The 25,306-nt window shown below is 45.3% G+C and carries 26 protein-coding genes; 7 read left to right on the forward strand and 19 right to left on the reverse strand.

Translation table 11 applies throughout. From position 1 onward, the window contains the following. Nucleotides 1-41: 41 nt before the first annotated feature. Genes I8U27_RS10465 through I8U27_RS10475 form a run of 3 tightly spaced genes read right to left on the reverse strand, consistent with a single transcriptional unit; the run spans nucleotide 42 to nucleotide 3,902 of the window. The gene (locus I8U27_RS10465) at nucleotides 42-1,178 is read right to left on the reverse strand and encodes a Ger(x)C family spore germination protein (protein ID WP_181751998.1); all 1,137 of its coding nucleotides are present in this window, start codon (nucleotides 1,176-1,178) and stop codon (nucleotides 42-44) included. Beyond that, complete coding sequence (locus I8U27_RS10470) at nucleotides 1,156-2,319, reverse strand: GerAB/ArcD/ProY family transporter (RefSeq protein WP_181751999.1); 1,164 nt, start codon at nucleotides 2,317-2,319, stop codon at nucleotides 1,156-1,158. Before I8U27_RS10470 ends, I8U27_RS10465 begins: the two co-directional genes overlap by 23 nt. 2 nt (nucleotides 2,320-2,321) lie before the next feature. After that, a complete protein-coding gene (locus I8U27_RS10475; protein WP_181752000.1) occupies nucleotides 2,322-3,902 on the reverse strand; it encodes a spore germination protein in 1,581 nt (526 codons plus the stop codon). Between the two features lie 181 nt (nucleotides 3,903-4,083). Between I8U27_RS10475 and I8U27_RS10480 the strand changes: the two genes are divergently transcribed. From I8U27_RS10480 to I8U27_RS10490, 3 genes are read left to right on the forward strand one after another with little or no spacing between them, the layout of a single operon-like run. Further along, on the forward strand, nucleotides 4,084-5,679 hold the full coding sequence (locus I8U27_RS10480; protein ID WP_181752001.1) for a spore germination protein: 1,596 nt from the start codon (nucleotides 4,084-4,086) through the stop codon (nucleotides 5,677-5,679). Beyond that, on the forward strand, nucleotides 5,672-6,853 hold the full coding sequence (locus tag I8U27_RS10485) for a Ger(x)C family spore germination protein (protein WP_181752002.1): 1,182 nt from the start codon (nucleotides 5,672-5,674) through the stop codon (nucleotides 6,851-6,853). The genes I8U27_RS10480 and I8U27_RS10485 overlap by 8 nt, the downstream gene beginning before the upstream one ends. Before the next feature lie 31 nt (nucleotides 6,854-6,884). Further along, nucleotides 6,885-7,997 carry a GerAB/ArcD/ProY family transporter gene (locus tag I8U27_RS10490; protein ID WP_181752003.1) on the forward strand — a complete coding sequence of 371 codons (1,113 nt, stop codon included), beginning with the start codon at nucleotides 6,885-6,887 and terminating at the stop codon, nucleotides 7,995-7,997. Here the strand turns inward: I8U27_RS10490 and I8U27_RS10495 are convergent. From I8U27_RS10495 to I8U27_RS10510, 4 genes are all read right to left on the reverse strand, one after another. After that, nucleotides 7,994-8,221, reverse strand: coding sequence for a hypothetical protein (locus I8U27_RS10495; RefSeq protein ID WP_181752004.1), 228 nt, complete (start codon nucleotides 8,219-8,221; stop codon nucleotides 7,994-7,996). The genes I8U27_RS10490 and I8U27_RS10495 overlap by 4 nt on opposite strands. A gap of 152 nt (nucleotides 8,222-8,373) precedes the next feature. Continuing rightward, the gene (locus I8U27_RS10500; RefSeq protein WP_181752005.1) at nucleotides 8,374-8,844 is read right to left on the reverse strand and encodes an NUDIX domain-containing protein; all 471 of its coding nucleotides are present in this window, start codon (nucleotides 8,842-8,844) and stop codon (nucleotides 8,374-8,376) included. Between the two features lie 117 nt (nucleotides 8,845-8,961). Next, nucleotides 8,962-9,225, reverse strand: a complete 264-nt coding sequence (locus I8U27_RS10505) for a hypothetical protein (protein ID WP_181752006.1) — start codon at nucleotides 9,223-9,225, stop codon at nucleotides 8,962-8,964. Further along, a complete protein-coding gene (locus I8U27_RS10510; protein ID WP_181752007.1) occupies nucleotides 9,222-9,425 on the reverse strand; it encodes a hypothetical protein in 204 nt (67 codons plus the stop codon). Before I8U27_RS10510 ends, I8U27_RS10505 begins: the two co-directional genes overlap by 4 nt. 249 nt (nucleotides 9,426-9,674) lie before the next feature. Between I8U27_RS10510 and I8U27_RS10515 the strand changes: the two genes are divergently transcribed. Beyond that, complete coding sequence (locus I8U27_RS10515) at nucleotides 9,675-10,934, forward strand: helix-turn-helix domain-containing protein (RefSeq protein WP_181752008.1); 1,260 nt, start codon at nucleotides 9,675-9,677, stop codon at nucleotides 10,932-10,934. A 647-nt stretch (nucleotides 10,935-11,581) separates the two neighbouring features. Here I8U27_RS10515 and I8U27_RS10520 read toward each other — a convergent pair. The 5 genes from I8U27_RS10520 to I8U27_RS10540 all read right to left on the reverse strand — a co-directional run bounded on the left by I8U27_RS10520 (nucleotide 11,582) and on the right by I8U27_RS10540 (nucleotide 17,268). Then, a complete protein-coding gene (locus I8U27_RS10520) occupies nucleotides 11,582-11,836 on the reverse strand; it encodes a heavy-metal-associated domain-containing protein (protein ID WP_181752009.1) in 255 nt (84 codons plus the stop codon). Nucleotides 11,837-11,875: 39 nt separating this feature from the next. After that, on the reverse strand, nucleotides 11,876-12,373 hold the full coding sequence (locus tag I8U27_RS10525; protein ID WP_181752010.1) for a DUF1641 domain-containing protein: 498 nt from the start codon (nucleotides 12,371-12,373) through the stop codon (nucleotides 11,876-11,878). Then, nucleotides 12,348-15,329, reverse strand: a complete 2,982-nt coding sequence (gene fdhF / locus I8U27_RS10530) for a formate dehydrogenase subunit alpha (protein WP_181752011.1) — start codon at nucleotides 15,327-15,329, stop codon at nucleotides 12,348-12,350. The genes I8U27_RS10525 and fdhF overlap by 26 nt, the downstream gene beginning before the upstream one ends. 131 nt (nucleotides 15,330-15,460) lie before the next feature. Continuing rightward, the gene (locus I8U27_RS10535; protein WP_181752012.1) at nucleotides 15,461-16,723 is read right to left on the reverse strand and encodes an L-lactate MFS transporter; all 1,263 of its coding nucleotides are present in this window, start codon (nucleotides 16,721-16,723) and stop codon (nucleotides 15,461-15,463) included. A 305-nt stretch (nucleotides 16,724-17,028) separates the two neighbouring features. Next, the gene (locus I8U27_RS10540; RefSeq protein ID WP_181752013.1) at nucleotides 17,029-17,268 is read right to left on the reverse strand and encodes a hypothetical protein; all 240 of its coding nucleotides are present in this window, start codon (nucleotides 17,266-17,268) and stop codon (nucleotides 17,029-17,031) included. A gap of 244 nt (nucleotides 17,269-17,512) precedes the next feature. Here I8U27_RS10540 and I8U27_RS10545 point away from each other — a divergent pair, with 244 nt between their 5' ends. Continuing rightward, on the forward strand, nucleotides 17,513-17,650 hold the full coding sequence (locus I8U27_RS10545; protein ID WP_181752014.1) for a hypothetical protein: 138 nt from the start codon (nucleotides 17,513-17,515) through the stop codon (nucleotides 17,648-17,650). A gap of 590 nt (nucleotides 17,651-18,240) precedes the next feature. Here the strand turns inward: I8U27_RS10545 and I8U27_RS10550 are convergent. The 5 genes from I8U27_RS10550 to I8U27_RS10570 form a co-directional block, all read right to left on the reverse strand. After that, nucleotides 18,241-18,954, reverse strand: a complete 714-nt coding sequence (locus I8U27_RS10550) for a GntR family transcriptional regulator (protein WP_181752015.1) — start codon at nucleotides 18,952-18,954, stop codon at nucleotides 18,241-18,243. Nucleotides 18,955-19,346: 392 nt separating this feature from the next. Continuing rightward, entirely contained in the window at nucleotides 19,347-20,765 is a 1,419-nt protein-coding gene (locus I8U27_RS10555) for a glycoside hydrolase family 1 protein (RefSeq protein ID WP_181752016.1), read from the reverse strand. Between the two features lie 34 nt (nucleotides 20,766-20,799). Then, on the reverse strand, nucleotides 20,800-22,107 hold the full coding sequence (gene celB / locus I8U27_RS10560; RefSeq protein WP_181752017.1) for a PTS cellobiose transporter subunit IIC: 1,308 nt from the start codon (nucleotides 22,105-22,107) through the stop codon (nucleotides 20,800-20,802). Next, nucleotides 22,104-22,445 (reverse strand): PTS lactose/cellobiose transporter subunit IIA, encoded by a 342-nt coding sequence (locus I8U27_RS10565; RefSeq protein WP_181752018.1) that lies wholly within the window; start codon nucleotides 22,443-22,445, stop codon nucleotides 22,104-22,106. The genes celB and I8U27_RS10565 overlap by 4 nt, the downstream gene beginning before the upstream one ends. Continuing rightward, the gene (locus tag I8U27_RS10570) at nucleotides 22,445-22,756 is read right to left on the reverse strand and encodes a PTS sugar transporter subunit IIB (RefSeq protein ID WP_181752019.1); all 312 of its coding nucleotides are present in this window, start codon (nucleotides 22,754-22,756) and stop codon (nucleotides 22,445-22,447) included. Before I8U27_RS10570 ends, I8U27_RS10565 begins: the two co-directional genes overlap by 1 nt. Before the next feature lie 239 nt (nucleotides 22,757-22,995). On the opposite strand from I8U27_RS10570, the gene I8U27_RS10575 reads away from it, so the two are divergent. Beyond that, nucleotides 22,996-23,184 (forward strand): hypothetical protein, encoded by a 189-nt coding sequence (locus tag I8U27_RS10575; protein WP_181752020.1) that lies wholly within the window; start codon nucleotides 22,996-22,998, stop codon nucleotides 23,182-23,184. 92 nt (nucleotides 23,185-23,276) lie between these two features. Next, nucleotides 23,277-23,462, forward strand: a complete 186-nt coding sequence (locus I8U27_RS10580; protein WP_181752021.1) for a type Z 30S ribosomal protein S14 — start codon at nucleotides 23,277-23,279, stop codon at nucleotides 23,460-23,462. Between the two features lie 566 nt (nucleotides 23,463-24,028). Here the strand turns inward: I8U27_RS10580 and I8U27_RS10585 are convergent. Further along, entirely contained in the window at nucleotides 24,029-24,853 is an 825-nt protein-coding gene (locus tag I8U27_RS10585; protein ID WP_181752022.1) for an MBL fold metallo-hydrolase, read from the reverse strand. A 179-nt stretch (nucleotides 24,854-25,032) separates the two neighbouring features. Beyond that, nucleotides 25,033-25,306: hypothetical protein (locus I8U27_RS20615; protein WP_232345359.1), on the reverse strand; the 274-nt coding region annotated here is incomplete at its 5' end.

Genomic DNA, 25,306 nt, shown 5'->3' on the forward strand with positions numbered 1-25,306 from the left:
AAAGCAGTTTCCCGTTTACATTTCCCAGTGTGAACACTAGATTATTCTGCTTCCATCCCTATTCTCCTTACCTTCACACGGTAGTTGAATCTAATCGGCGTTTCGGGAAACTGCTTCCTCCACTCCCGGCGTTCCCACACTTCGGGATAATAAGCGTGGATATATTTCCCGAAATGAAAAATATCTACTTTCAGCTGCTTCTGTGCTTTTTTAACCAAAGAGTCCGCATTCTCCCGGTACACTTGTGCCAGCTGTTTTTCTACCTGTGACATCACTTTGGGATCACTCAGATTTAAAGAACAGGTTCTTTCAATGATAGTTCCTTCCACTGTTATATTTATGTCAATCGAAGGCCGTTTAGAGAACTGAAAGTTTTTCTTTACCCGTGTGGGCCTGAAAATCACGTTTCCCCTGCGGTCTGGACAAGAAGCCTTGACCAGCCATCCTTTCTTCTGTTCACGGATTTGAACAACAGGAGTTGTTTCAATCTTTTCTAATTTCCCCACCATCCGATCCCTGTCAAAAACGGCCAGTCCATCCCATTTATATCCATTCCCCGTTGGTGTTATATAATTGATAAGGGAAGCACCCATAAACGGATTTGATATATTTTTAAATAAATCCCCAAGTACCATTCGGGGAGTCCGTCCCAGTTTCTCGTTCGTTTCAAGTATCTCCCGCAAATAATAAGCGGGAATCTGATCCAATTTCGTTTTCACCGTCAATGCTTTTTCCGCTTTTCCCTGTACCACGGCCGGCCACAACTGTCTGCGGATCTGCGGGTCACGGCGAAAAGAGTCTATAACCTTAGCCACACCGTCCCGTGCCACCTCCTCACTAAACAATATCGTCACGGTATGTCCAAAAAACAGGGGCTGGCTGTTCTGCTGGGCAATCTTATAGATTGCTTCAGAAATGGTTGTCCCGTTGGCGGAAAATATTTGAATCGCTTCAGGTCCTCCTCCTTTTGAACCACCCTCGCCACCGCCGCCTCCCCCTCCGGCAACCAGTTGGGGAACTGGTACCTGTATGGACAAATCATACCCATCCCGCGCTTTATCAATGGCGATCGCTGCAACAATTGTCCTTTTATCAATTTCCTGCGCATCCCAACAGCCTGTCAGAACCAGGCCCGCCACGATCAGCAGATTCAGGCTACGAAGCAGAGGTCGTTTCACAGGAGTCAGCCCCTCTCTTTTTTCGGATCACGGCAATCAGGAGCAGGATGCCGGGGATTAGGAGCGATGTAGCAAAACCAAAGAGCCCGACCCAACCCGTATATCTAAATACATCTTGAACACTGTCCGGGTACATGGCGATCACATAGGTGACGGGAAGGAACAGCCAGGGAATTCTGCGGGTGGTTTTTTCTTTCATGGCAAAAAAATGTTTAAATACCTGAACCAGCGCGGTAAACAGATTGGTCATGGCCACAAATACAGAGGCTGCCCAAATGCTTAAAGTCGCTGATTCCATCCTCTCAAGCACTATGCCGGGATTTTCAATCACCTTGATCAACTCAATGCCCGGCCAGGTGAGCCTCTTTACTTCTTCTACACCAAACACACTGTTCACAGCTATAAAGGAGAGCCAGTAAACGATCGTAATACTGGCAACGGCTAAAGAAAGGACGGTGAAAGTCTGTTTTGGCTTCTGATAATACCCCCCGAATATGAAGATGGTCTCGTAACCGGAATATGCAAAGGCAGAGACGATGACCGCATGAAGAACACTTTTCCAGTCGACCTGGAATAAGGGCAATAAATTGGTTACTTCCCCCCGCGTCAGCAGAGCCGTGATCAAGAAGAAAACCGTGAAAAACTTAAGGGGGAAGAACAGTTCGTTTAATCTGGCGACAACGACTGGGTTGGCTCCTGCGGCAATTGCCGAAACAGCAACCAGAGAAAGGATAATTACTTCAATCGGTGTTTGGGTGAGGGCCGCCGTGTGTAACGCTTCCGCAAACAACCTGGCCACTGAACAAATGGAAATCAGCCAGAGCAATGCCGGTACAAGCACGAAAGGAATGCTTAACACTTGGCCAAGCTTACTTTTTTTGGAGGAACCCAGTATTTCGGGAACAAACTGAACCAGAGTTTCACGGGGAAACCGTGAAATCAGCCTGCTAATGATATAAGTGACCCCTATGATAATGAGCCCTGAGATCAGAACGGTATAAATCCCATTCTCTCCCGCCGCCTCGCTGACATCCCGCGGCAAAGTTAAGATTCCCACCCCGCCGAACATCGTGGAGTGAATCAGCGCAAACGCTTGATAAGACGAAATAGTTTCTTTCGATGACTGATGGAATTTTGCCATAGTCAGGCGTTTCCTCCTTCCTGTTCACGCTGTCTGTCCTGGGGACGGTACAGAGTCGGACGTTTGTTCATCCACGTCCAGGGTGTGCGGATCAGGCTGTCTTTCAAATCTCGCCAGTTGAAAGGCGCGTACGGGGTCATATAAGGGATCCCAAAAGATTGGAGCTGTACAAGATGAACCAGGACAAGCATCAAGCCGAGCATAATCCCGTACAACCCGAAGATGGCGGCGGCAATCATCAGCGGAAAGCGGATCAGCCGGACGGAAATAGCCGCATTGTAACTGGGGTTGGCATAAGAGCTGATCGTCGTCAATCCGACAACAATCACAATCGCCGGTGAAACCAGTCCGGCATCTACCGCAGCATTACCGATAACCAGACCCCCAACGATTCCAATTGTAGGCCCGATCGGCCCCGGCAGCCGAATACTCGCTTCACGCAATATTTCCACACTGATTTCCATCACAAGCGCTTCCAGAATGGAAGGAAAAGGGACGGATGCCCTTCCTCCTGCCATGGCAATCGCCAGTTCGGACGGGATCATTTCAGGGTGAAACGAGACAAAGGCTATGTAAAGAGCAGGTAACAACAACGCCACAAACAGGCTTAACAGGCGAATCAGGCGCAGAAAACTGGAGATATGAAAACGCTCATAGTAATCTTCGGGACTGTAGTAAAATTGTGTAAACACAGCCGGAGCAATCAGAACATGAGGCGTTCCGTCAACCAGGATCGCCACTTTCCCTTCCAGCAAATGGCCGACAACGGCATCCGGACGTTCTGTATTTTGAATTTGTGGAAAAGGAGTCCAGGTTATATCCTGAATAAATTCCTCCACATAACCGCTTTCCAGAATCCCGTCAATTTTAATGTCTTTCAGGCGCTTCTCTACTTCCTTCACAACGTCCGGGTCAGCCACATCCTTAATGTATATCAGGTTAACAGCGGTTTGTGTCCGCTCTCCGATCTTATAATTCTTAATGCGCAAGTGGGGATCTTTCAGGCGCCGGCGAATCAGGCCGAGACTGACAGACAGCGTTTCACTCAAACCTTCTCTGGGACCGCGGACCACTGCCTCTGCCCGGGGTTCATCAATGCTTCTTTTATCCCATCCCTTTGTTCCGAGAATCATCGCCTGGTCATAACCGTTGATGATCAGAACCGAATCACCATTTAAGATGGCGTCGACTACTTTTTTCATCTCATCCGTTTTTTCTGTTTCACCCACTTGAACGAGATGTTCCTCAACATCCTTCCACAAATCAGCCTTGACATCAATATGGTCAGCCTGGGTCATTAACGGACTCAATATAAATTCATTAATCAAATTTTTGTTTACCAGTTCATCCAGATACAGTACGACAGCCTCCCGCTCGGGAGTATACGGAATTACAAACTTTCGCTGAACCAAGTCCACCGTATCGCCAAACACATTTTTGATAAACTCCAGATTTTGCTCCAAGTTATTGTAGACTTTTGATTCTTCAACTGTTTCTTCCAGCTTTTGTTCATAATACTCAGCGAGGAACTTTTCCTTTTTCCGTTTTCTGGAACGTTTAAATCGAAACGATCGGTTTCTCATTTGTCATCACCACATTGCTTAACTTCTCCCTATAAGGTTTAAAAAATACATGAGGTTGGGATATGCAAGCCCACAAATTACATATTTCTCTATTTTTGTATCATCCAACTTTCCGGGTATAAAAAATGGCAATTGACTCAGATTAAAGATGAAAAAGAACCAAACGGATGGAGATCAAGCGATGCGATTCTGGAGAAGGAAGAGGAATAAAGAGAAACTGGAAAGTCCACCCCCGGCCCGCGACGGCGGGGATCAATTCCCCCTGAAAAAAAGTTTGCAGGACAATGTGGACCGGTTAAAAAGGGAACTGGGAAACAGCCCTGATTTAATCATTCGCACATTTGAACTGGGGATCTCCCCCCGGTTTCAAGTCGTGATTGCCTATATTGACAGTTTAGTGGACAGAAAAATGATTGATGAGTGGGTGATGAAATCTTTGATGATCGATTCCGTCGAATTCCAAAAAACCCTTACAAACCGGAATGCGATGGAATTGATTCAAAGAAATGCACTGACCATCTGCAAAATCGACGTGCTTGATCAATGGGATCAAGTATTTGAATCCATTCTTTCCGGAAACGCGATTTTATTTGGAGAAGGATGGAACCAGATTATAGCTGCCGATACTACCGGAGGGTCAACCAAACCCGTATCGGAACCCCTTTCACAAATAGTGGTTCGCGGGCCCAAAGACAGTTTTACGGAATCGATTAGAACGAATATCGGACTGGTTCGCATGCGCGTGAAAACCCCTAATCTGTGGCTAAAAAAGCTGACGATCGGCAGTTTAACAAAAACAGAAGTGGCCGTAATGTATATCCAGGGGGTGGCAAACGAAAAAATCGTGAAAGATGTGATGAAAAAATTAAAATCGATTGAAATTGACGGGATTCTCGAATCGGGGTACATTGAGGCATTTATTGAAAATAAATCCTGGACTCCATTTCCCACGATCTATTCGACTGAACGTCCCGATGTGATTTCAGGCAATCTCTTAGAAGGACGGGTGGCCATTTTGATCGACAATAGCCCCTATGCGCTGGTGCTTCCCGCTTCCTTCAACCTGTTTTTTCAATCAGTGGAGGATTACTATCAACGCTTTGATATTTCCACTTTTCTCCGGTTGCTGCGTTATACTGCTTTTATCGTCTCATTCATTGCCCCATCAATCTATATCGCGTTGACCACCTATCATCCGGAAATGATCCCGACCGACCTGCTCATCAATCTCGCCGGGCAGCGGGAAGGAATTCCTTTCCCGGCACTGGTGGAGGCTTTTCTCATGGAAGTGATCTTTGAGGTGATTCGGGAGGCGGGGATTCGGGCCCCCAAAGCTCTCAGCACAGCTGTCACCATTGTTGGCGCCATTGTCCTCGGGCAAACCGCGGTTCAGTCGGGGCTGGTTACTCCAGTGATGGTGATTGTGGTTGCCCTCACTGCCATCGCCAGCTTTGTCAACCCATCGTTCAACGTGGCGATCGCGGCCCGTATGATCCGTTTTATCTATATGATTCTGGCAGGTACTTTTGGGATGTTTGGGATCAGCCTGGCTCTGATCATGACGATCGCTCATATGAACACCCTTTATTCCTATGGTACGCCCTATCTGGCTCCATTCTCACCATTCATTCCGGAGGACCACAAAGACACCGTCATCCGCCTCCCCATATGGGCCTTGAGGAAGCGGCCATCAAGTATAAATCCCAACAATCCCAACCGTTTTCCCAGGGGAATACAGCCCCCGCAAGAACCGGGCAGTGGTGATCCCGATGATTAGAAAGCTGTTGGTATGGCTATACATGGCCTGTTCCCTGTTCTTATCTACGGGATGCTGGAATCACCAAGAATTGGACGAACTGGCCATCGTGATGGCCATGGGGATTGATAAAGGAGAGCAGAAAAAATACCGCATTTCGTACCAAGTTGTCAATCCCGGGGAAATGGTCCAACAGGCCCCGAACCGTGCCTCGCCCATCACTACATACGAAGCAGAAGGTGACACACTTGATGAAGCCGCTCAAAATGTGTCGCAAAAACTGTCCCGGGAAATCTTTTTTGCCCACATCCATGCGTTGGTCATCGGCGAAGAGGTCGCACGTGAAGGAATCGAGGACCTGTTTGATGTGGTCGAAAGAGATCCCGAGGGCCGTATTAACTTCCCCACCTTTGTCGCCCGTGACACCAAAGCGGTCAATGTGATCAGCACGCTCTCCCCTTTGGAGAAAATATCCGGGATCGACCTGTTCAAAAAACAGAAAATCACAGAACAAACCTCGGCACTGGCATTAGACTCAAGCATTAACGATGTGATCAATGCTCTGCATAGTGCTGGCCGAGAACCTACCATCTGCGGGATGCGAGTGGCCGGTGATCCGAAGGAGGCAGGGAAACAGGAGAACAACCAAATGACACAGACACCCTCCCAGCTCACGATCAACGGGCTCGCCATCTTTAAAAACGGAAAACTTGTTGGCTATTTTGACGGCCCTATGGCACGCGGACTTGCTTTTATCCGCGACAAAGTGAAAATGACAGTAGTGAATGAAAAGTGCGGAAACAAAAGAGTATCCATTCAGATCACTGATTCCAATACCAAGTTGTCTGTCGATATGAAACAAAACAAACCCGAATTTACGATTGATATTCGATCAGAAGGGGTACTCCAAGAAGTCACTTGCCGGGGCATGGATCTGAATAATCCCCAGACAATCGAAAGGCTGCAGAAAAAGGCGAACGAAACGATTAAACAGGAAGTTGAAGCGGCTTTTTCCGCCGCACAAAGAGCGAAAGCGGATGTTTTAGGGTTGGGGGAAACCCTCCATCAGCAAAAAAGCGAAGTATGGAAACAATACCAGTCAATCTGGCCCGGGTATTTTCCCAAAGTGAAAGTGAAGATTGATGTCAAAACCTTTATCCGCAGTCCCGGAATGAGAAGCAACTCTTATAAGTAGCTTACCGGAGAAGCAAAAGGAGCATGTGACGATGGAAAAAACCAGTATCAGCGCCAATCAATTATTTTGCCTGGTCATCTTGTTTGAACTCGGCAGTTCAGTAATCGTGGGTTTGGGGAGCCAAGCGAAACAAGATGCATGGCTCTCCGTCCTGCTCGCTTTAGTCGGCGGGGTCCTTTTGTTTTTGGTCTTCTCCTCCCTTTATCGCCAATTTCCCGGGGAACCCTTAACCAGTTATATCCGATCCATTCTAGGTAAATGGATCGGATGGCCGCTGGGATTAGTCTACGTTCTCTACTTCATGTATATCTCCGCACGGGTTTTAAATGATATGTCAGCACTCATCCAGATTGCATGGCTCAATCGGACCCCCATGGTCGTACTCGGGGGGATGCTGATTTTATCGATCAGCTATGTGGTGTATCACGGGATCAATGTCCTGGCAAAAACGGGTGAATTTTTCCTGCCGATCTATCTCTTAAGCCTGGTGATTTCGTTTTTATTAATTATTTTTTCCGGGCTGTTGCAGATGGAAAACATTCAGCCGGTCGGCGAGGATTGGGAGCTGATCATCAAAACGGCCTATCCTTTAGTTTATACGTTTCCGTTTGGCGAGATGATCGTCTTTACCATGCTGCTTCCTTACTTAAAAAAGCAAAAAAAAAGCATCAAAACGGGGTTGCTGGCGATCGTAATCAGCGGCTTGATCCTTAGTCTGGTCATCGCGCAGAATATCGCTACTGTGGGAGCCCACATCGCCGGGCGCGCACCGTTCCCTTTTTTAGTCGCCATCGCAAAAGTAAATATCGGGGAGTTTCTGCAGAGAATCGATGTTATATCTGTTTTTATCCTGGTGGTGGGAGCTTTTTTCAAAGTGGGTATCTTTTTCTATGCAGCCGTTATGGGAGCAACCGATTTATTCCGGATTCGGAAACGGAAACAAATGGTCTACCCCATCGGCATCATTATCCTGTTTTTATCGTTGACCATTTCAGCCAACTTTGTGGAACATATACGCGAAGGGCTGACCTACGTTCCCATTTATCTTCATATTCCTTTGCAGACTGTCGTACCGGTGTTGCTGCTCCTGATCAGTTTGTTAAAAAACCGGCGGACAAAAGGGCCGTCGGTAAATAGTTGCTAATCCGCCCGGATCCATTTTCGTTTTATATACGGCCAGAACAAAGATATAAACGGCAATATCAGGAAGAGGATCACAATGAAGAATTCAACCGACCCGATCATCCAGAACGGATTTTTTAACCGAACGAACGCTTGCATAACATCCAATCCCTGAATCAGATCCATGCCTACAGTCACACAGGCGGACAAAAAGGAAAGCAACAGAAAGATACCCAATTTCTTCATATTCATCCCTCTTCCTTTGTGTTTTCATTTATTTTGCAGCTTAAAAACGGTTTCCATCCAGCAAAAAACTGGACTCCATCAAATGGAATCCAGCGTTCACCTCGAACGGAGCATATACAGGCCATGCGTTCCGGTCTGCCCGGCATCTGCTTTTATTTGCCTGATATGAGACATTCTCTCTCTTTGGCCCGGGCTGTTACATATGCTTTGATGGACTCCAGAAACCGTACATCCATGTTTTCAGGAAGCTTTGTAAGATCAAAGAAGGAGAACTGTTGCTGCCTTTCATTTGTTTCTGTGTCGCCTTTGATGTCATCAGTGGCATAGACAGCGGCCACAATCCATTTTTTATCTGCTATTGCGCTCCGGTATTTCTCACCGGAAAAAATGCGAACCAGACGGAGCCGGTCGACCACCAGCCCCGTTTGCTCACAGACCGTGCGACGCGCCGTATCTTCCAATGTTTCTCCCCGTAACAAAAGACCGCCGGGAAGACCCCATGAACCTTGCTCACACTGTTGCAAAAGAAGACGATCCTTATCGTTGATGATCAGTACATGGGCGCCGACAAGGAGATGCGGAGGACGTCCGATCCAGTTGCGAATTCCCTGTCTGTATCCCATAAAGAAAATTCTCCCTTTGAACAAACAACATGATATAATAAATTTGCTTCTGTGTTTTTTGTGAATCTCTTTTTGAGATTCTTTTTTTATGCCGATATCCGCGACTGGGATCATGTCTCAGCCTTTTCTGTCCCTGTTGCCTTTCTCTTTATCAATGGTTGGCAACAAGCTTTTTCGATCGGCTCTTCCGGCTGTCAGGCTGGAATCAAAGGTAAAAGATCTGCATGTCAAACCGAAAGAGTTTCGCAGCTCCCGCACCAACTCTTCAATCTGAATCCGGGAGTAGCCAAGCTTGGCCATCGCATAAATAACAAACGCAACCGCTTCCCCTTTTCGGATGGTTGCTGATTCCCCCTGCGTGAGCGGTTTTTTGTGCCTCAACCCTGTCCCCTCCTTTCCCTCAGCCCGTCGATGCTTGTCCCGGAGATCACTCTGTTTTTCCCGGATTCTGTGACCCGGACATCAGCAAACCGCAGAATAATCTGTTTTCCGTTTGAAGTTTTTAAAAAGACAAAGCACCCAGTGCACAGGCCGGAAGGCGCGCCCGGCTTCTTCGTGCGGGAAATAAACGGAATCACCATCGGCAACACTCCTTTTTGCATTTATTTTCTGAACAGTGCTGATGTAATTTCAGTATAGAAGCGGCAGAGAGAGGATTCAATCAATTACGGAAATTAGATTTGCATTTCCCTGGTTTCTGTCATTCAGGTGCAATGGAATCGCCGACAGCCCTTCTATTCCGAAATATTTGATTTCTTTCGTATATTTCCAAATTGATTTTGTTATCAAAATAGTAAATAATAGACAACTAAAGGAAGGAGTTGTCCAAGATGGATTTTAAAAGAGTGGGTGAATTGATTCGCAAAGTGCGGAAAGAACGAGGCATGACGCTGGATGACCTGTGTGATGATTACATTCCCCGAACCACCCTGTCATCCATTGAAAGAGGGCTGACACAGAACGAGACCAAAGTACATTACATCCTGCGCAAACTGGATATTGACCTCTCCGATTTATGGCAAAGGGAAAAAAAGGATGAAGAAAAGAGAAAACTGGATTTGTTGCTGATCGAAAATATCATTAACTCCGACCCCAAAAAAGCATTCAGCCGGCTGACAAGACTGCCCGACGAGTACAATGGCCCGTTCCTTGTTTTTCTTAAGGCAAGATGTTATTTCAAGCTGAAACAATACAACAAGGCCACCGAATATTTTGACGACGCTCTGCAGGAACTGGAAAAGAGACCCGACCTTTCCTACACCAATTTAAAGCCGCGTTGCCTGAATCACAAGTCGATTATTGAGTTTCAACGGGGAAACAGTGAAAAAGCAGTCAGGTATGCTGAGGAAGGGTTAGAAAGCTTTGATTTTAAAGGTGAACGTAAGCACTATTATATCAATCTGCTGAGTAATAAAAGCATTTACTTGAAAAAATTAGGAAGAAAAGAAAAAGCGTTAGAGAATCTGGAACAAATAAAGTTCGATTCACTCGATATCAATAGTGACGCTGTTCTCGGTGTGTACGTTTTGCGAACAATGCTTAAAAGAGAAATTAAAACCTACGAAGATGCGATCAAATGTGCCAAAGAAGGAATAGCACTTGCAATCAACTGTTATAACTACGAACGTCAATTAGCATTGCTTATTGAATTAGGTGAGATCTACAAGGAAAGTGGAGACTTCGACCAGGCAGAGAAGTGTCTCGAAACAGCGATTGAATTAAAAAGTCAGATAACTCGACGCCACTGGTTAATCGTAGATGCCTACTTGGAACTCGGAATTGTTCATTACAAGAAAAAAGATTTTCACAAGGCAAAGAAAGCATTACAAAAAGCCGCAGAGATTGCGAAAAAAGAAAATACTATGCTAAAATATGCTCAAGCTATCATAGTTATTGCTGAAACTTTTCTCTTTGAATCCAACTTCGACCACGCAATTAATTATTTTAAAGAAGTGTATGAACTAAACACTGGGAATAAAGAAGTCGAATCACGAGCATTGTTAGGTTTGGCCCGAGTGTATCATTTATTGAATGACGACCTAAACTGTACGAAGTATTCAAAATTGTACATTGAATCTCTCGGGACGTAAAAGGAGGAATTTATGATGCTCTTCTCACATTCAAAGTTAGGGTTTAAATGTGGTGACGAAAAAGCTCCGGACCCAACCGAATAATTGAGTGTAGAAAGAAGATTGGAAATAGATTTTACATCGAACTCTCTTTGGACATAAAAGGGAGAAATATATAATGTGTTTTCATTTCGGTTTAGGATACTGTGGTGGTGATGACCACATAGGCCCAACTGAATAAGATCGAAAATAGGATTGAATATCGGAGCTCTCACGATAAATGGAGAGGAATTTATTATGTATTTAAATTCAGGATTGGATTATAGACCTAACGCTGACACAGACCCAACCGAGATGTTAAGAGATTAAATACCCTTAAAAAATAATGTTTATGCTGATCCGGAAAGACACCTGAACTTATCCCTAAAACCAAAAGGTGTCTTTTTCTTATTTGTTCCCAGCTTCATTTCCGCTCTAAAAAAGGGAGTTCCCATTGATGGAATCCCTTATCCAATTTCATATTCCTCAAGCTGATGACGGCTATTGCCGGTCTTCAATACAATTTTCGCAAACATGAAGAATCACTTGTTTGCTTTCTTCTTGCTCCGATTCTTCTTCATTGCCGCAAATCTCACATACCCTCGGCATGTAACATCATCCTTTTTCCATTATTCCCTGCCCATTTTAATTTTCTCTTCCTCGATTTCTCCGTCTTCCATCTTAATCTCAAATCCGGAGTCCAGAATCGCCTGCTGAAAGTCCTCGAAAGAGGCGGCCTTTTCATCGTATGTGAACGTTGCCTCTCCTTTATCCAAACTGACCTCCACTTTTCTGGTGCCCCAAACTTCATGAAGCGCTTGACTTACTTTATCGGCGTCTTGTTGATCAGCCATCCCCTGGACAGCAATTTTTCGAGTAACCATCTTTTTACCCCCATAACGAATCCCCTGTAACGGGTATAATCAATGGACCTTCTTTTTACCTTTGTTCCATTCCTCACCCATTCCCTGTAAAAAGGCCATCATTGTCGTTAAAGATGCATTGACATCCGGATCACGCAAGGTTTTTACCAAACCCCCGAGGCCTGTCTGTTTGTCTTCCTTCATACTTTCCGCGGAACGTTCCAATCCGCGGGCTGCGCCATCAAATATTTTTTGCAGCTGGTCGGGGTTTAGCTTGCCTAAAAAATATAAACTGCTGATCCCATTTTTTATAAAGCGGTGCATTCCCGGCTGGTTCAGTGTCTGCATGGCAGTAACACCCCATTTGTGGCGTGTTTTTAACATCCCTTGCACAATATCGAGCAGTCCGGCACGATGTAATTCCTTTAGAATATCGAGGAACACAACCAAAGCGTCTCGACTATTGGCTGTAGCCTCCAAAATTTGTTTGACGGCTTGCGCCTGTTCTTGTTCCGGAGTTGGAACATGTTTCTCAATGCGGGTGATCGCTTTGGCCATGCTGCATTCCTCCTTGATCAATCATTTCAGGAATCGGTACAAAATCATGGCGCTTCCATTTCTCTTCCACCTTCACACCAATCTGCGGTTGCCGGTTGCCATAGCGGTGGTTGGCGCGCGGCAGCGGGGATTCTCCTTTTGGTTCCAGCACTTCCATTTTGACACCCATCTCCTTAAAGTTCGGTGTGTGGGTGATTTTGTCGTGATAGCTGCTGGTTAAGCGGTTCACAGCGGCAATATCCTCAGACGTATTCATGGTCAGATACAATTCTTTCCCTTTTACATGGTCGGTGACGAGAACTCTTACTTCTACTTTGCCGAACGGTGAGGTAAGGCGAACCAGGGCCCCGTCCTTAATCCCCCGTTCTTCCGCCAGTTCAGGAGAAACTTCCAGCCATGGGTGAGGAACTTTGTGAGTGATTCCTTTCGATTTATATGTCATGTTCCCCTCATGGAAGTGTTCCAGCAGTCGCCCATTATTCAAGTGTAAGTCGTATTCTTCCCCTGCTTCGAAGGGAGGTGTCCAATCGACGGGGAACAACCGTGCTTTGCCGTCGGGAAAGGCAAACTTTTCCGTGTACAGCAAAGGGGTTCCCTCACCATCCGGTGCCACCGGCCAAAGTTGGCTGTTCCAGCCTTCAAGCCGTTCATAACTCACCCCGGCAAATACCGGTGCCAGCCGGGCGGCCTCAGCCATGATTTCACCGGGATGAGAATAATTCCAATTTGCTCCGAGCCGGTTGGCTACCTCCTGAATGATTTGCCAATCCGGTTTGCAATCGCCAAGCGGCTCGAACACTTGGTAAAAACGCTGGATTCTGCGTTCGGTATTGGTAAATGTTCCCTCTTTTTCCAGACTGGGAGCGGCAGGCAAAACCACATCCGCGTACTGTGCCGTTTTCGTAAAAAAGATATCCTGCACCACGAAAAACTCAAGTTTTTCAAATGCATCGTGCACATGGTTGGAGTTGGAATCCACAATGGCCATATCTTCGCCGAACAGATACAACGCCTTCAGTTTACCGTCATGAATCGCTTCGACCATTTGATGATTGTTTAATCCCGGCTCTTTCGGCAATGTTACACCCCACGCCTCCTCGTAACGGGCGCGAACCTTCGCATCCTGAACCGCTTCATAACCCGGGAACCAGGCCGGCATCGTGCCAAAATCACAAGCACCTTGCACGTTATTATGACCACGGAGCGGGTAGGCTCCGGTACCCGGTTTGCCATAATTGCCTGTCACCAACAGCAGATTGGATATGGCGGTACTTGTCTCGGTTCCCCCTAAATGTTGGGTAACCCCCATTGCCCATAATCCGCAGACGCTTTTCGCCTCCGTGATCATGGTTGCCACCTTTACCAGTTCTTCTTTGGATATGCCGGTTTTTTCCGCGGCGAACTCCAGAGTATATTTTTCCAGTGATTTCACGTACTCCTCAAAGCCGTGTACTCTCTCTTTTATAAAGTCTTTATCTTCCCACCCCTGGTCGATAATATATTTGCTGACCGCGTTAAGCCAAATCAAATCCGTTGCCGGCTCGGGGTGCAGATAGACGTCAGCACGTTGGGCCAATTCGTTCATCCGCAAATCGGAGACAATCAGTTTTTGCCCGAACAATTTATGGGCACGCTTGATGCGCGTAGCCAATACGGGGTGAGATTCAGCGGGGTTAGCGCCAATAACAAGCACCAAATCGGCACTCGCAATATCGTGTATGGTCCCTGCGTCTCCACCAATGCCAACCGTCCTCATCAAACCTGCGGTGGCCGGAGATTGACAATAACGGGAGCAATTGTCCACATTATTCGTATCCATGACGGCTCGGGCAAATTTTTGAAACAGATAGTTCTCTTCATTGGTACATTTAGATGATGCAATGTAACCGATCGAGTCCGGTCCGTGCTTTTCCTTTAGCTCCGACAACCTGCCCGTAATCAGGTCAAGTGCTTCATCCCATGTAGCCTCTACGAATTTATCACCTTTACGGATCAAGGGTTTGGTTAAACGCTCCTCGCTGTTGATAAAGTCCCAGCCCCACTTCCCTTTCACACAGGTAGAAATACCGTTGACCGGGGCTTCAACTTGTGGCTCCACTTTAAGTATCTTCCGGCCTTTGGTCCAGATTTCAAAACTGCATCCAACACCACAATAGGTACATACCGTCTTGGTCCGTTTAATGCGCGGCTCCCGCATGGCAGCTTCAACTTCAGAAAGGGCAAAAATTTCTTTGTAGCCTGGTTCAACCTCTTTGGTAAGATTGATCATCGGTTCCAAAACGTCAAAGGGCATTCCCGTCATGTAACCAGCCTCGCCAAGCATGGACTTTTCCATTAATGCATTGCATGGACAAACGGTGACACAGTGTCCGCAAGATACACAAGACGATTGGTCAATCGGAACATCATTGTCCCAGATCACACGCGGCACGTCCCGGTTCCAGTCTATGCTTAGCACCTCGCTCACCTGCAAATCCTGACAAGCCTCCACACACCTGCCGCACAAAATACATTGATCCGGTTCATAACGGTACATGGGATGGGAATTGTCCGGAGGATAGGGTTTGGGCGTGAATTCATACTTTTGATGATCCAGTTGCAAATACTCCGCCGTATTATGAACGACACAGTTTCCGTTGTTGTTGTCACAAACTGTACAGTAGAGCTCATGATTTTTTAAAATGCGGGACATGGCTTCAAGTTGAGCCTCCCTCGCCCGACTGGTCAAGGTATTAACAACCATTCCGGGCTGCGCTTCTTCCGAACAGGCTCGCTTCAGTTCCCCGTTAACTTCTACAAAACATGTGTCACATGTCATGATAATCCCCAAATTGGAATGAAAGCAGATGGCGGGAATGTAGTGATCCTGAGACATCGCCACATCAAGAATGGTTTGTCCTTTTTCAGCCCGAAACTCTTTGTCGTTAATTTGAATTGAAAACCCTTGATCACTCAAGTTTTAACACCACCCATTCCCCAAAACAAAATAGTTTTCATTGATATAGCGTCTCCCCTGCATGGAAAAATTATGCATAATCGGAAATCATAACATTGGTTGATGTGAATGAAGCATCTAACCCGCCCTCTTTACGCCTTCTTTAATTCCAGCTGTCCACCTTGCTTCCGGATTCGCCTGATATCGAGGCGAATCAACAATGAAGTAACCAGCGCGATTGCCAGCAGCACAGCAAAAATATAAAATGCACTATTGTAACTGTTGGTGGTTTCCCGGATATACGCTACCGCCATCGGGCCCACCACCCCCGCCAAGGACCACGCTGTCAGAAGGTAACCGTGGATCGCCCCCAACTCTTTTGTGCCAAATAGATCGGCGATGAAAGCCGGAAGCGATGAAAAACCGCCGCCATATATAGTGAGAATGGTATAAATGAAGATTTGAAACAGAATGGCACTCGTTACGACGGGTAATACCAGAAAAGCGATTAACTGAATGATAAAAAATGTCAAGTAGACGTTAGGCCGGCCGATGTAGTCTGAAAGGGCTGCCCAGACGATCCGTCCGCCACCGTTAAAGATACCCATTAACCCCACCATACCTGCGGCGGCAATTGGAGTCATACCCACCTTTTCCTGTGCCATTGGTGAGGCCACAGATATCAACATGATACCGGAGGAAATGTTAACTAACATCATCAACCACAACATCCAAAAACGTCTGGTCTTTACCGCCTCATTGGCAGTCAGCTGGGCAAGGTCGGCTTTAACCCGAGGAATCCCGCCTGTGTCTGTGTCTTTTTTCATCCCTTCGGGCTTCCAACCCTCCGGCGGCCTTTCAATATAGGAGGCTCCCAGAAACATTAAAAGAAAGTACGAGGCCCCCAATATGTAAAACGTGGGCGGAATTCCTACAGTCTGCATGAGGGCTGCCGCGACTGGCCCCGCAACGAGCGAGCCAACACCGAATCCGAAAACGGCCATCCCTGTGGCCAGCCCTCGTCGGTCGGGAAACCATTTAACCAGTGTGGAGACAGGTGATATATAGCCAATTCCAAGGCCCAAACCACCAATAACACCATAGGTAAGATAAAAACCCCATAGAGACCCGGCCGAAATGGAAAGACCGGCACCGACCAATCCCCCGGCAAATAAAATCGCTGCTGCCATAGCTGAAAATCTCGGCCCGCGTCTTTCGACAAACCGCCCGAATAAGGCTGCTGACAGACCAAGAAAGAAAATAGCGATTGTAAAGGCAAAGGCCACGTCTGTACTATCCCACCCTAGTTCTGCTGTTAGTGGTTTTTTATAAACACTATACGCATAGACAGAGCCGATCGAGAGATGGATAGCTACTGCGGAAAGAGCAATGAGCCATCTGTTTTTCTGTTTCATATTAACTCTTACTTCCCCTTGTTCAGTGTTAAATTTAGTATCAACAATCCGGTTAGTCATCATTCAAGGAAGGAAATAGGAAATTCATGTAACAAACACTGAAAGGGTCTACAATTGGAATGAGATTGGAAATAAATTGCACATCAAATCCCTCGTGACGTAAAAGGAGAAATTTATGATGTATCTAAGTTCAAAGTTAGATTACAGATGCGGCAATGATGTTTCAAAACTAACGAATAGACCAGAAATTGGAGGCGATAGCTGGTTCAGCTATCGCCTTTTTTAACGGCTCAATATGCTACCCTTTAAAAAATCAAAAAAGGAATAAAGAACCCAAACGGAATAAAAATAAACCATCCAAAGAACTGATTCGCTCCGGTTTGATGGCGGGACGCGGCCGCGGCGGGGATAAAAACAACCCCGTTTTTACGCACTTCCTTGATGGTTCCGTATATTTCCTTTCCGTTCTTTAACAAAAGTTTCATCGGCTTTCCCACATGCTGCCGGCCCAGCTGGTGAGGGGGAACATATTGAAGTTTACTCATCTTGAAACATCTTCCCTTCTTATGATTTTTTACATTAATCTATGTCGGCCGGCCTCCGGCTGAAAGAGCCAATGAACCAGAAATAAAAAAACAGATGTCCGTTGATCACCCGCGAAAGATTCACACCATCACGTTCCACAGACGGGGATGGGGAACTAATTTTATTCTATTCCCGGCATTCGTCTTTCCGTCTGCTCTCCTGGTGAATATAAATATGTAAACAAAATTGGACGAGGTGAACAGGATGAGGTTCATCGCGGCGATTGGCTGGAAAATCGTTCGTTTTTTGTTCTCCGCTTTTGTGATGCCGAAAATATCCAAATGGGTCCGAACCCGTGGGCTGGCGTTTATAAAATCATTGGTCGCACCGGTGCAGCGTTGAGCAAGCAAAATGATCCAATGACAGGGCTAATTCATCATTTTTTGTAAGATGGGTATCCGTCCTTCCGTTAAAACGGAAAACGAATAAACTGTAATTGACTCAAGGATAAGGAGGTGAAGCGGAATGTCCAGTGGAGCTGGGTATGGTTTTTTTAACTGGAGAACTCTTTTAATTTACCTGTTAGTCATTGCTACGATCTTTGTCTTAGTGGGTGGCTTTGGATTTGGTGGCTATGGATACTAATTCACCTGGACCTGACCTTTCTTCCTATCCTTCAATGATCTCCGACTCACAGGACCGGATCAAACGGTAAAGGAGGTGAAGCGGAATGAGTAAAGGATTCGGATTTGGACTCAGCTGGAGAACCCTGTTAATCTACCTGTTGGTGATTGCAACGATCTTCGTCTTTATCGGAGGCTTTGGATTCGGAGGATACGGATACTGCTGATCCGGCAAGGATCTTCAGATAAACAAACGGGTGCATACCCCATCGTTCCCCTGCTTTTTAAAAAAGAGATTTGTCCTGCAAAATCGTTAATATGACATGGGAACAGGCCGATTCCTCTTCATATGCGGAGGAAATCGGTTTTTTATTTATTAATGCTTACAGTTGTAATAAGAAATTTATCATAACGGTGTCTGGCAAAAGTATATTCAAACGGGATACCCGTATTTAAAAATCCCACTTGCTCAAGCTCAAGCACCGGGTCATCAGGTGCACACCCCAGATATTTTTGGTCCAGTTCATTCGGCTTGCAGGCGCGGATCTTGCGGTGGGAGCCGGCAATGGTTAACCCCAGTGTGTGCGTGATATGGTGGTAAACGGAGGAGTACAGGACCTCTTCGTTTAGGTCGGTGATCAAATGGGTCGGCATATAGGTCCGTTCCAGTACATAAGGTTCATCTTTAACAATTCTGAGACGAATAACATGGTACACAGGGGAATTTGTGTCTATATTCAGGTGGGCAGCCACTTCCTCTGAGGGAAACAGAACTTCAAACCGGATAATTTTGCTGGTAATCTTTTCGCCTTTCAGTACTTTTGTCAACCCGATGGTTTTTTCACTCACTACATTGACGTGATTTTTTTGAATCGCTGATTTGACAATAAATGTTCCATGCCCCCGCTTCCGATACAGCAACCCTTCCATGACAAGAATATCAAGGGCTCTTTTCATGGTCATCCGGCTGCACCCAAATTCCTTCGCCAGCGATAATTCATCTGGAATAGGCTGGTCAACCGGATAGCAGTCTTCCGTTATTCTTCTTCTCATCTCATTTGAAATTTGTTCATATTTACTCATGTTCATACCACCTAATACTGTTTTTATGACTGGTGAACGGGAATACTGAAAAAGGAATATTTGTCGAATCCAATGATACGCACATTTGTGCTGTACATTGAAAACTGAATCGTATCATCACATAAAACGATTCCTGTCACGTGGGAAAGACCCGCCAACCATTGAACATGTACCGTAGGGACTACGGGAAATTACGCTCGTGGAGAGGATCGCTTCAGACTCGTTGAAACGAGAAGCTCTGCCACTTCAGCGGAGAGACGTTCACATACCACTATGCCCTGAGCCAGTTTAAATGGCAACTCCCCATCGTAAAGAATTTCGGAGACCTATGACGCGCATGATCAGATTGCTGCAATCTTATTTGAAAAAAGATGGTCCGGGGACCATCTTTTCTAGAAGCCGTTATTTTCTGCAACTGTTTTAAACCAGTATCCGCTTTTTTTCACCGTGCGTTCTCCGTCTTTATCAAGGTTCACGGACACAAAACCATATCTGTTTTTGTAAGCATTGGTCCAGGACCAGTTATCCATAAAGGTCCACAAGTGATATCCTTTGACATTGACGCCCTCTTGAATGGCTTGGTGCACCCATTTCAAATGTTCCCGGATAAATTCAATCCGGTAATCGTCCCGGATCATTCCTTTTTCGTCCCGGAAACGTTCCTCTCCTTCCACGCCCATTCCATTTTCTGAGATAAAACATTCAATGTTTCCATAGTTCTCTTTTACGTTGATCAGAATGTCATAGATTCCTTTTTCGTAAATTTCCCATCCTCTGTGGGGATTCATCTTACGGCCCGGCATCACATAAGGGTCAAAGAACCGTTCAGGCATCAAAGGCGCATCGGGATTGGGCATGTTTTCCTTTGCTTTCACCCTTCTGGGCTGATAATAGTTAATCCCGAGCAGATCCACTGTATTTTGTTTAATCAATGCACGGTCTCCTTCTGCCACAGCGGGCAAATAGCCGTGTTCTTTTAAGAGATCAATCAAATCTTGCGGATACTCCCCTTTTACCGCCGGGTCCAGAAAACTTCTGTTAAAGAACAGATCCGCGATATGGGATGCTTTCAAATCAGCGGGATGGCTGCTTCTTGGATAGGAAGGCGTCAAATTTAAAATGATCCCGATTTTCCCATCCTGTATATCCAGCTTTTTGAATTCCCGTACCGCTTTTGCATGGGCAATAACCGTATGGTAGGCAACCTGAACGGCTCTTTGGAAATCAACGACATTGGGATAATGAAAATCATACAGATAGCCGCCTTCAACCGGTACGATCGGTTCATTATGGGTAAACCATTTCTTCACACGGTCCCCGAACAGTTCAAAACATATTTTAGCATACCTGGCATAGGCATCAGTCACATCTCTGTTTTCCCAACCGCCAATCTTTTGCATCGCCAGCGGCATGTCAAAGTGAAATAGGTTAACGAACGGTTCAATTTCATTGGCAAGCAGTTCATTGATCACATTATTATAGAAATTGACTGCTTCTTGATTGATCTCACCGCTGCCGTCCGGAATCATCCTGGACCATGAGATTGAAAACCGGAAAGAGTTATGCCCCGTCTCTTTCATAAGCCGGATATCCTCTTTATACCGGTGATAAAAATCTGAAGTTTTGTCCGGGCCAATTCCGTTAAAAAACCGGTTGGGTTCTTTTTCATACCAATAATCCCAAATATTTAAACCTTTTCCGCCTTCCCTTGCGGCACCTTCAATCTGGGTGGCCGAGGTGGCGCTTCCCCACCAGAAACCTTTTGGAAAACGAAACTGTATCTCTTGTTTAGTGTCTTTAATCGTTGTCATGATCTTTTCACCTTTTTTAAAAACCTTTTGTTTTTTATTTGCTGCTTCCATTTTCTTGTTCTTTTTGCAGATTCATGCGGTCAATAAATTTCAGGAACGGGAACCAGAACAGGAATACAATGGCAAAGTTAACCAGTTGCAGCAGTCCCCCGGCCAGAGAGTTGGTCGCCATCATCCCGTTAATAAAGATCGGTACTGTCCAGGGTACATTCACACCGGTTGGAGGCGGGACAAGACCGGATGTCATGGCAAAATAGGTCACCAGTGTGACAGCCATCGGTGCCAGAATCCAGGGTACGATAATTAACGGGTTCATCACAACCGGCAATCCGAAAATGATCGGCTCATTGACGTTAAAGATCCCGGGTCCGATGCCCAATCTCCCCACCTGCTTCAGCTGTTTGCTCTTCATAAAGAGCAGCATGGCCACAACCACTGCGAGTGTCATTCCTGATCCGCCCATGCCGACAGTGTAGATTTCAATAAACTGTTTACTGATAATATGAGGAACTTCCCCTGTTGCTGTGTATGTGTTCAAGTTTTCAACGGAAAGAGTGTTCCAGATGGGGTCCATAACCGAGTTAATAATGATTTGCCCGTGCAAGCCAAAAAACCACAAAAGTTGCACGAAAAAGATGGCGATTAAAGTCGGGATGATTCCGCTTCCCAGGCCGACAAGCGGCGTTTGCACCAGATGATAGATCACATCATGCATATTTGTTTTCAAAACCTGGGTCACAATAATATTGATGACAAGGAAAACAGACAGAGTAATCATCGCCGGAATCAGTGCGGAGAATGATCTTGACACAGCAGGCGGAACCCCGGCCGGCATCTTGATGGTAATCCCCTTCTGAACGAAAAACCGGTATATTTCCGCCGCTAAAAAGCCGACGATCATTCCCAGGAACATCCCTTTGGCACCCAGCCGGTCAATCGGAATTACGTTTTGTACCGCTTCCCGGCCTTCCGGCTGAAACACAAACGGTGTAAGGATCAGGAAGGATACTAATGCAACAACACCACCGAATACTCCTTCCACTTCGTAACTTTTGGAAAGATAATAACCAATCCCAAATACGATAAAGAGGGAAATAATGTTCATGGTTGTTTGCGGTGCAACCCCCAGCGCAGTGCGAAATGTGTCCAGACTTCCCTCGCTCAGCAAATTTTCAAGAAACGGCAAATTGGTAAGCACGACCATAATCGAACCGAATATGGTAAGTGGAAACGCTAACATAAAAGCGTCCCGCAATACTTTTAAATAGCGGTTATTGTTTAATTTTCCGGCAATCGGAATAAGAATCTTACTCAGCTTATCAAAGATCGCTGTGCTGCTCATGATGATGACCCTTCTTTCGTTTTAAATAGTTCAAGCAGTTCTTTCACTAACTCCTTCATTGTCAGAGTGGACATCAAATGATCTTCCGCGTGCATAAGAAGTAAGGAAAAATCCGTTTTCTTTCCGTTCGCTTCCTTTTGAATCATGTGAAAATGAATGTCATGCGCTGCACTTAAATCTGTTTCAGCCTCTTTGATCAGATCTTCCGCTTTTGCAGTGTTTCCTCCGCGATACTCGCGCAGTGACTGAATAATTTTACTCCGCGCATTCCCGCTGTGAAGAATTAATTGAAATCCGATTTGCTCTTGTGTCAAATTTTCTGCCTGTATTTTGTCCATTAGCGATCACCTATTAAGCCCAATGCCTGTTCATATACTTTTTTTCCATCTGCCATCCCATAGGCTGCCATATCGATCACTTCAACTTGAATGCCGTATTTTTCAGCTTCTTTTTTCAATTCATCCTTTAAGAAGACCATTTGCGGCCCGATTAACACAACATCCGCTTTTGTCATCTCCTTTTTTGCCATGTCCTGCCCCACGGCCCAGATTTCTGCCTCATCTCCAATCGCTCTGGCATGTTCCTGCATCTTTGTTACCAACAAGCTGGTAGACATTCCGGAACTGCAAGCTAATAAAATTCTTTTCATGATCATCAGACTCCTTATTCAAGTTATTTAATCATTTCTTCTGATACCGCTTACATTTATAATTATATACTTTTTTCCTTATATGTCTATACATTTAAATATAAAAATATAGACAAATTAAGCGAAGAGCTTCTTGCAGGCTGTACACCAATTTTTAACCAATGATTCTCCGGCGTATTTTACATTCGGGCAAAGGGGACATTACAAAAGTAGAACGCTTTCAAAAAGGGGTATCTTATATGGAAAACAAACAAACAGATCAAATTAAGCCTGATACAAAGAAGTATGCCGGCCCGGACCTCTCTTTTTCTGCCGGAAGCCCCAAGCAACATAAGACACGGATCACAAACCGCCCGCATACCATTCCCGAGGACAAACTTCCTCCGGGGGCGGTGGATATCCGCCAGGTTAAAGAAGATCACTCATAGTGTGTAAGAGCCAGGTATCATCCGATGCAGTACCGGCAACTACTCAAACAATCTTGACCGGTTACTGATCAAAAGCAAAAGGAGGGGATCACTTGGCCAAAAAATCAATGATCGTAAAGGCGAAACGTCCACAAAAATATAAAGTGCGCGAGTATACTCGCTGTGAGCGTTGCGGCCGTCCCCATTCGGTATATCGAAAATTCGGTCTCTGTCGTATTTGTTTCCGGGAATTGGCCCACAGAGGACTGATTCCGGGCGTAAAAAAAGCAAGCTGGTGATGGAGAAAAGGGGGAGGATTTTTGCGTTGTATGCGGATCATTGAGATGTCGGGCAGGGGCGGGTCCTTAAGGGTTCTCCCTGTCCCCGGCCCTTATGAATACATATATTTAATGAACGCTTTTTCTGAGTATCCATCATCGGAACAGCCTTTTAATAGGAGAGCTAAGCTTGATCATTATCCCATCCATACCCACACAATCAATCACAACCTCGGCTCCTCCATGTGTCATTTCTTTCAAAAATGAACCGATATTATCTCCTTTCGTAAAGTCAATTCTGCTTGACCCCCCGTATATCCGCCGTAGTTTCAGAATAGCCAAAATAGCATGATCACAAAGACTTTCTTGCTCATGTTAGCAGTAATAACATTCCCTGCAGGCAACATTAAAGGGATAAGCAGAGCAAATCAAGACTCAAATGAGAACTGAATAGAAAAAATAAGGCTCTTACTTTGTGCATATGAACACAACGTAGGAGCCTTTTCATTTAGGGACCAGTTCCGAAGGAGCTGTCCTACTCGTTAAGGGGTTGTTTTACTCATATTCAGAGTTAGACAATGGTTTATTTACGTTATAAATAATTTTCCTTCTAGAGCAGCAATATATCTTTCGGCAGATTTTTGCACAGATTCATTAGCATTCTCAATTACAATTCGATGAAAAGCATTGTATAGACGATCAAACTTTAGTCTTGCAACTTTCTCTGCCATCTCCGCTACTTTTTTAGCCGGTAGAGGGATGAGGTTTGGATAACTATACATAAAGCTTACCCACTTGCGATCTGCTACAACTTGGATAATATCTCCTGTAAGGAGTACTCCTTTTCCATCGTTACCATTTTCCCAATGGAGGACTGTTCCACCTTTAAAGTGTCCCCCCAAACGATGAAGAGTGAGACCTTCTGATAGTTCTAATGTTTCTCCTGACCAAAATTGAATTCTATCACTTGGGCGCATTACCCATTCTTTATCATCTTCATGGATATAAATTAGGGTATCTAGTGCCTCTGCCCACTCAACTTGAGCTGAATAGTAGTGAGGATGGGAGAGGGCAATAGCTTGAATTCCTCCCAATTTCTTTGCTTCTTCTAATGTTCTGTCATCTAGGTATGTAATACAATCCCATAGGAGATTAAAACCTTTGTTTTGAACGAGATAGGCTGTTTGACCGATGGCGAAATTAGGCTTTGTCGTGATGCTGTAGAGACCTTTTTCTTCATGAAGGATTTCGTTTGTGTATATATTGCTTTCACGCATTTTTTCTAAAGTCGTCCAAGATTGACCATTTGGGTTAATATACTGACGCTCTTCGTCACAAATTACGCATCTTTTAGGTGGTTCTGATGATAGAGGGTATTGAGTGCCACAAGTAGTACAAATGTGACTCTGCATCATTCTACCTTCTTCCCAATAATGGTGTTCTCTATATGTAGTATAACACATACATACTTAAATATAGACCTTGTTGCATAACTAAGGTAAAAACCTAGAAACCTAGCGGTTCCAAGGCACTTTTGAAGTGTTAAAACCTAATCTTTTATCTATTAAGCGATCGAGTAAATATAACAAAATTACCCACAAAGTATTCCGGTAGTATCTGTGGATACCATATAGCCTGGGCTGTTCCAGCCCATAAAGGGTTTTAAGAGTAGAAAACAGCTGTTCCATTCGACTCCTTTTGAGAGAAACTTCTTTCCTAAACCCTGTGTGACAAAACGCCAGTTTTGTTGACGGTATTCACTTCGAAAGGTAGCTGGAGAAGAAGCATTTCTTTTGTTTACTTGTGTGACTAGATAAATTTCAGCTTGACTACAAGCTGAAAAAAGCTTGTGGTCATCGTAAGCG

The organism is Paenactinomyces guangxiensis, from assembly GCF_016055185.1.
Classification (GTDB): domain Bacteria; phylum Bacillota; class Bacilli; order Thermoactinomycetales; family Thermoactinomycetaceae; genus Paenactinomyces; species Paenactinomyces guangxiensis.

Bases quoted from the DNA above. Each gene is read 5' to 3' on its own strand.
- I8U27_RS10565 (WP_181752018.1), bottom strand. From the start codon at position 22,445: ATGGACAAAATACAGGCAGAAAATTTGACACAAGAGCAAATCGGATTT.
- I8U27_RS10570 (WP_181752019.1), bottom strand. From the start codon at position 22,756: ATGAAAAGAATTTTATTAGCTTGCAGTTCCGGAATGTCTACCAGCTTG.
- I8U27_RS10475 (WP_181752000.1), bottom strand. From the start codon at position 3,902: ATGAGAAACCGATCGTTTCGATTTAAACGTTCCAGAAAACGGAAAAAG.
- I8U27_RS10490 (WP_181752003.1), top strand. From the start codon at position 6,885: ATGGAAAAAACCAGTATCAGCGCCAATCAATTATTTTGCCTGGTCATC.
- I8U27_RS10555 (WP_181752016.1), bottom strand. From the start codon at position 20,765: ATGACAACGATTAAAGACACTAAACAAGAGATACAGTTTCGTTTTCCA.
- I8U27_RS10585 (WP_181752022.1), bottom strand. From the start codon at position 24,853: ATGCAGAGTCACATTTGTACTACTTGTGGCACTCAATACCCTCTATCA.
- I8U27_RS10480 (WP_181752001.1), top strand. From the start codon at position 4,084: ATGCGATTCTGGAGAAGGAAGAGGAATAAAGAGAAACTGGAAAGTCCA.
- I8U27_RS10535 (WP_181752012.1), bottom strand. From the start codon at position 16,723: ATGAAACAGAAAAACAGATGGCTCATTGCTCTTTCCGCAGTAGCTATC.
- I8U27_RS10485 (WP_181752002.1), top strand. From the start codon at position 5,672: ATGATTAGAAAGCTGTTGGTATGGCTATACATGGCCTGTTCCCTGTTC.
- I8U27_RS10495 (WP_181752004.1), bottom strand. From the start codon at position 8,221: ATGAAGAAATTGGGTATCTTTCTGTTGCTTTCCTTTTTGTCCGCCTGT.
- I8U27_RS10550 (WP_181752015.1), bottom strand. From the start codon at position 18,954: ATGAGTAAATATGAACAAATTTCAAATGAGATGAGAAGAAGAATAACG.
- celB (WP_181752017.1), bottom strand. From the start codon at position 22,107: ATGAGCAGCACAGCGATCTTTGATAAGCTGAGTAAGATTCTTATTCCG.
- I8U27_RS10520 (WP_181752009.1), bottom strand. From the start codon at position 11,836: ATGGTTACTCGAAAAATTGCTGTCCAGGGGATGGCTGATCAACAAGAC.
- I8U27_RS10575 (WP_181752020.1), top strand. From the start codon at position 22,996: ATGGAAAACAAACAAACAGATCAAATTAAGCCTGATACAAAGAAGTAT.
- I8U27_RS10515 (WP_181752008.1), top strand. From the start codon at position 9,675: ATGGATTTTAAAAGAGTGGGTGAATTGATTCGCAAAGTGCGGAAAGAA.
- I8U27_RS10510 (WP_181752007.1), bottom strand. From the start codon at position 9,425: ATGGTGATTCCGTTTATTTCCCGCACGAAGAAGCCGGGCGCGCCTTCC.
- I8U27_RS10500 (WP_181752005.1), bottom strand. From the start codon at position 8,844: ATGGGATACAGACAGGGAATTCGCAACTGGATCGGACGTCCTCCGCAT.
- I8U27_RS10525 (WP_181752010.1), bottom strand. From the start codon at position 12,373: ATGGCCAAAGCGATCACCCGCATTGAGAAACATGTTCCAACTCCGGAA.
- I8U27_RS10545 (WP_181752014.1), top strand. From the start codon at position 17,513: ATGAGGTTCATCGCGGCGATTGGCTGGAAAATCGTTCGTTTTTTGTTC.
- I8U27_RS10540 (WP_181752013.1), bottom strand. From the start codon at position 17,268: ATGAGTAAACTTCAATATGTTCCCCCTCACCAGCTGGGCCGGCAGCAT.
- I8U27_RS10470 (WP_181751999.1), bottom strand. From the start codon at position 2,319: ATGGCAAAATTCCATCAGTCATCGAAAGAAACTATTTCGTCTTATCAA.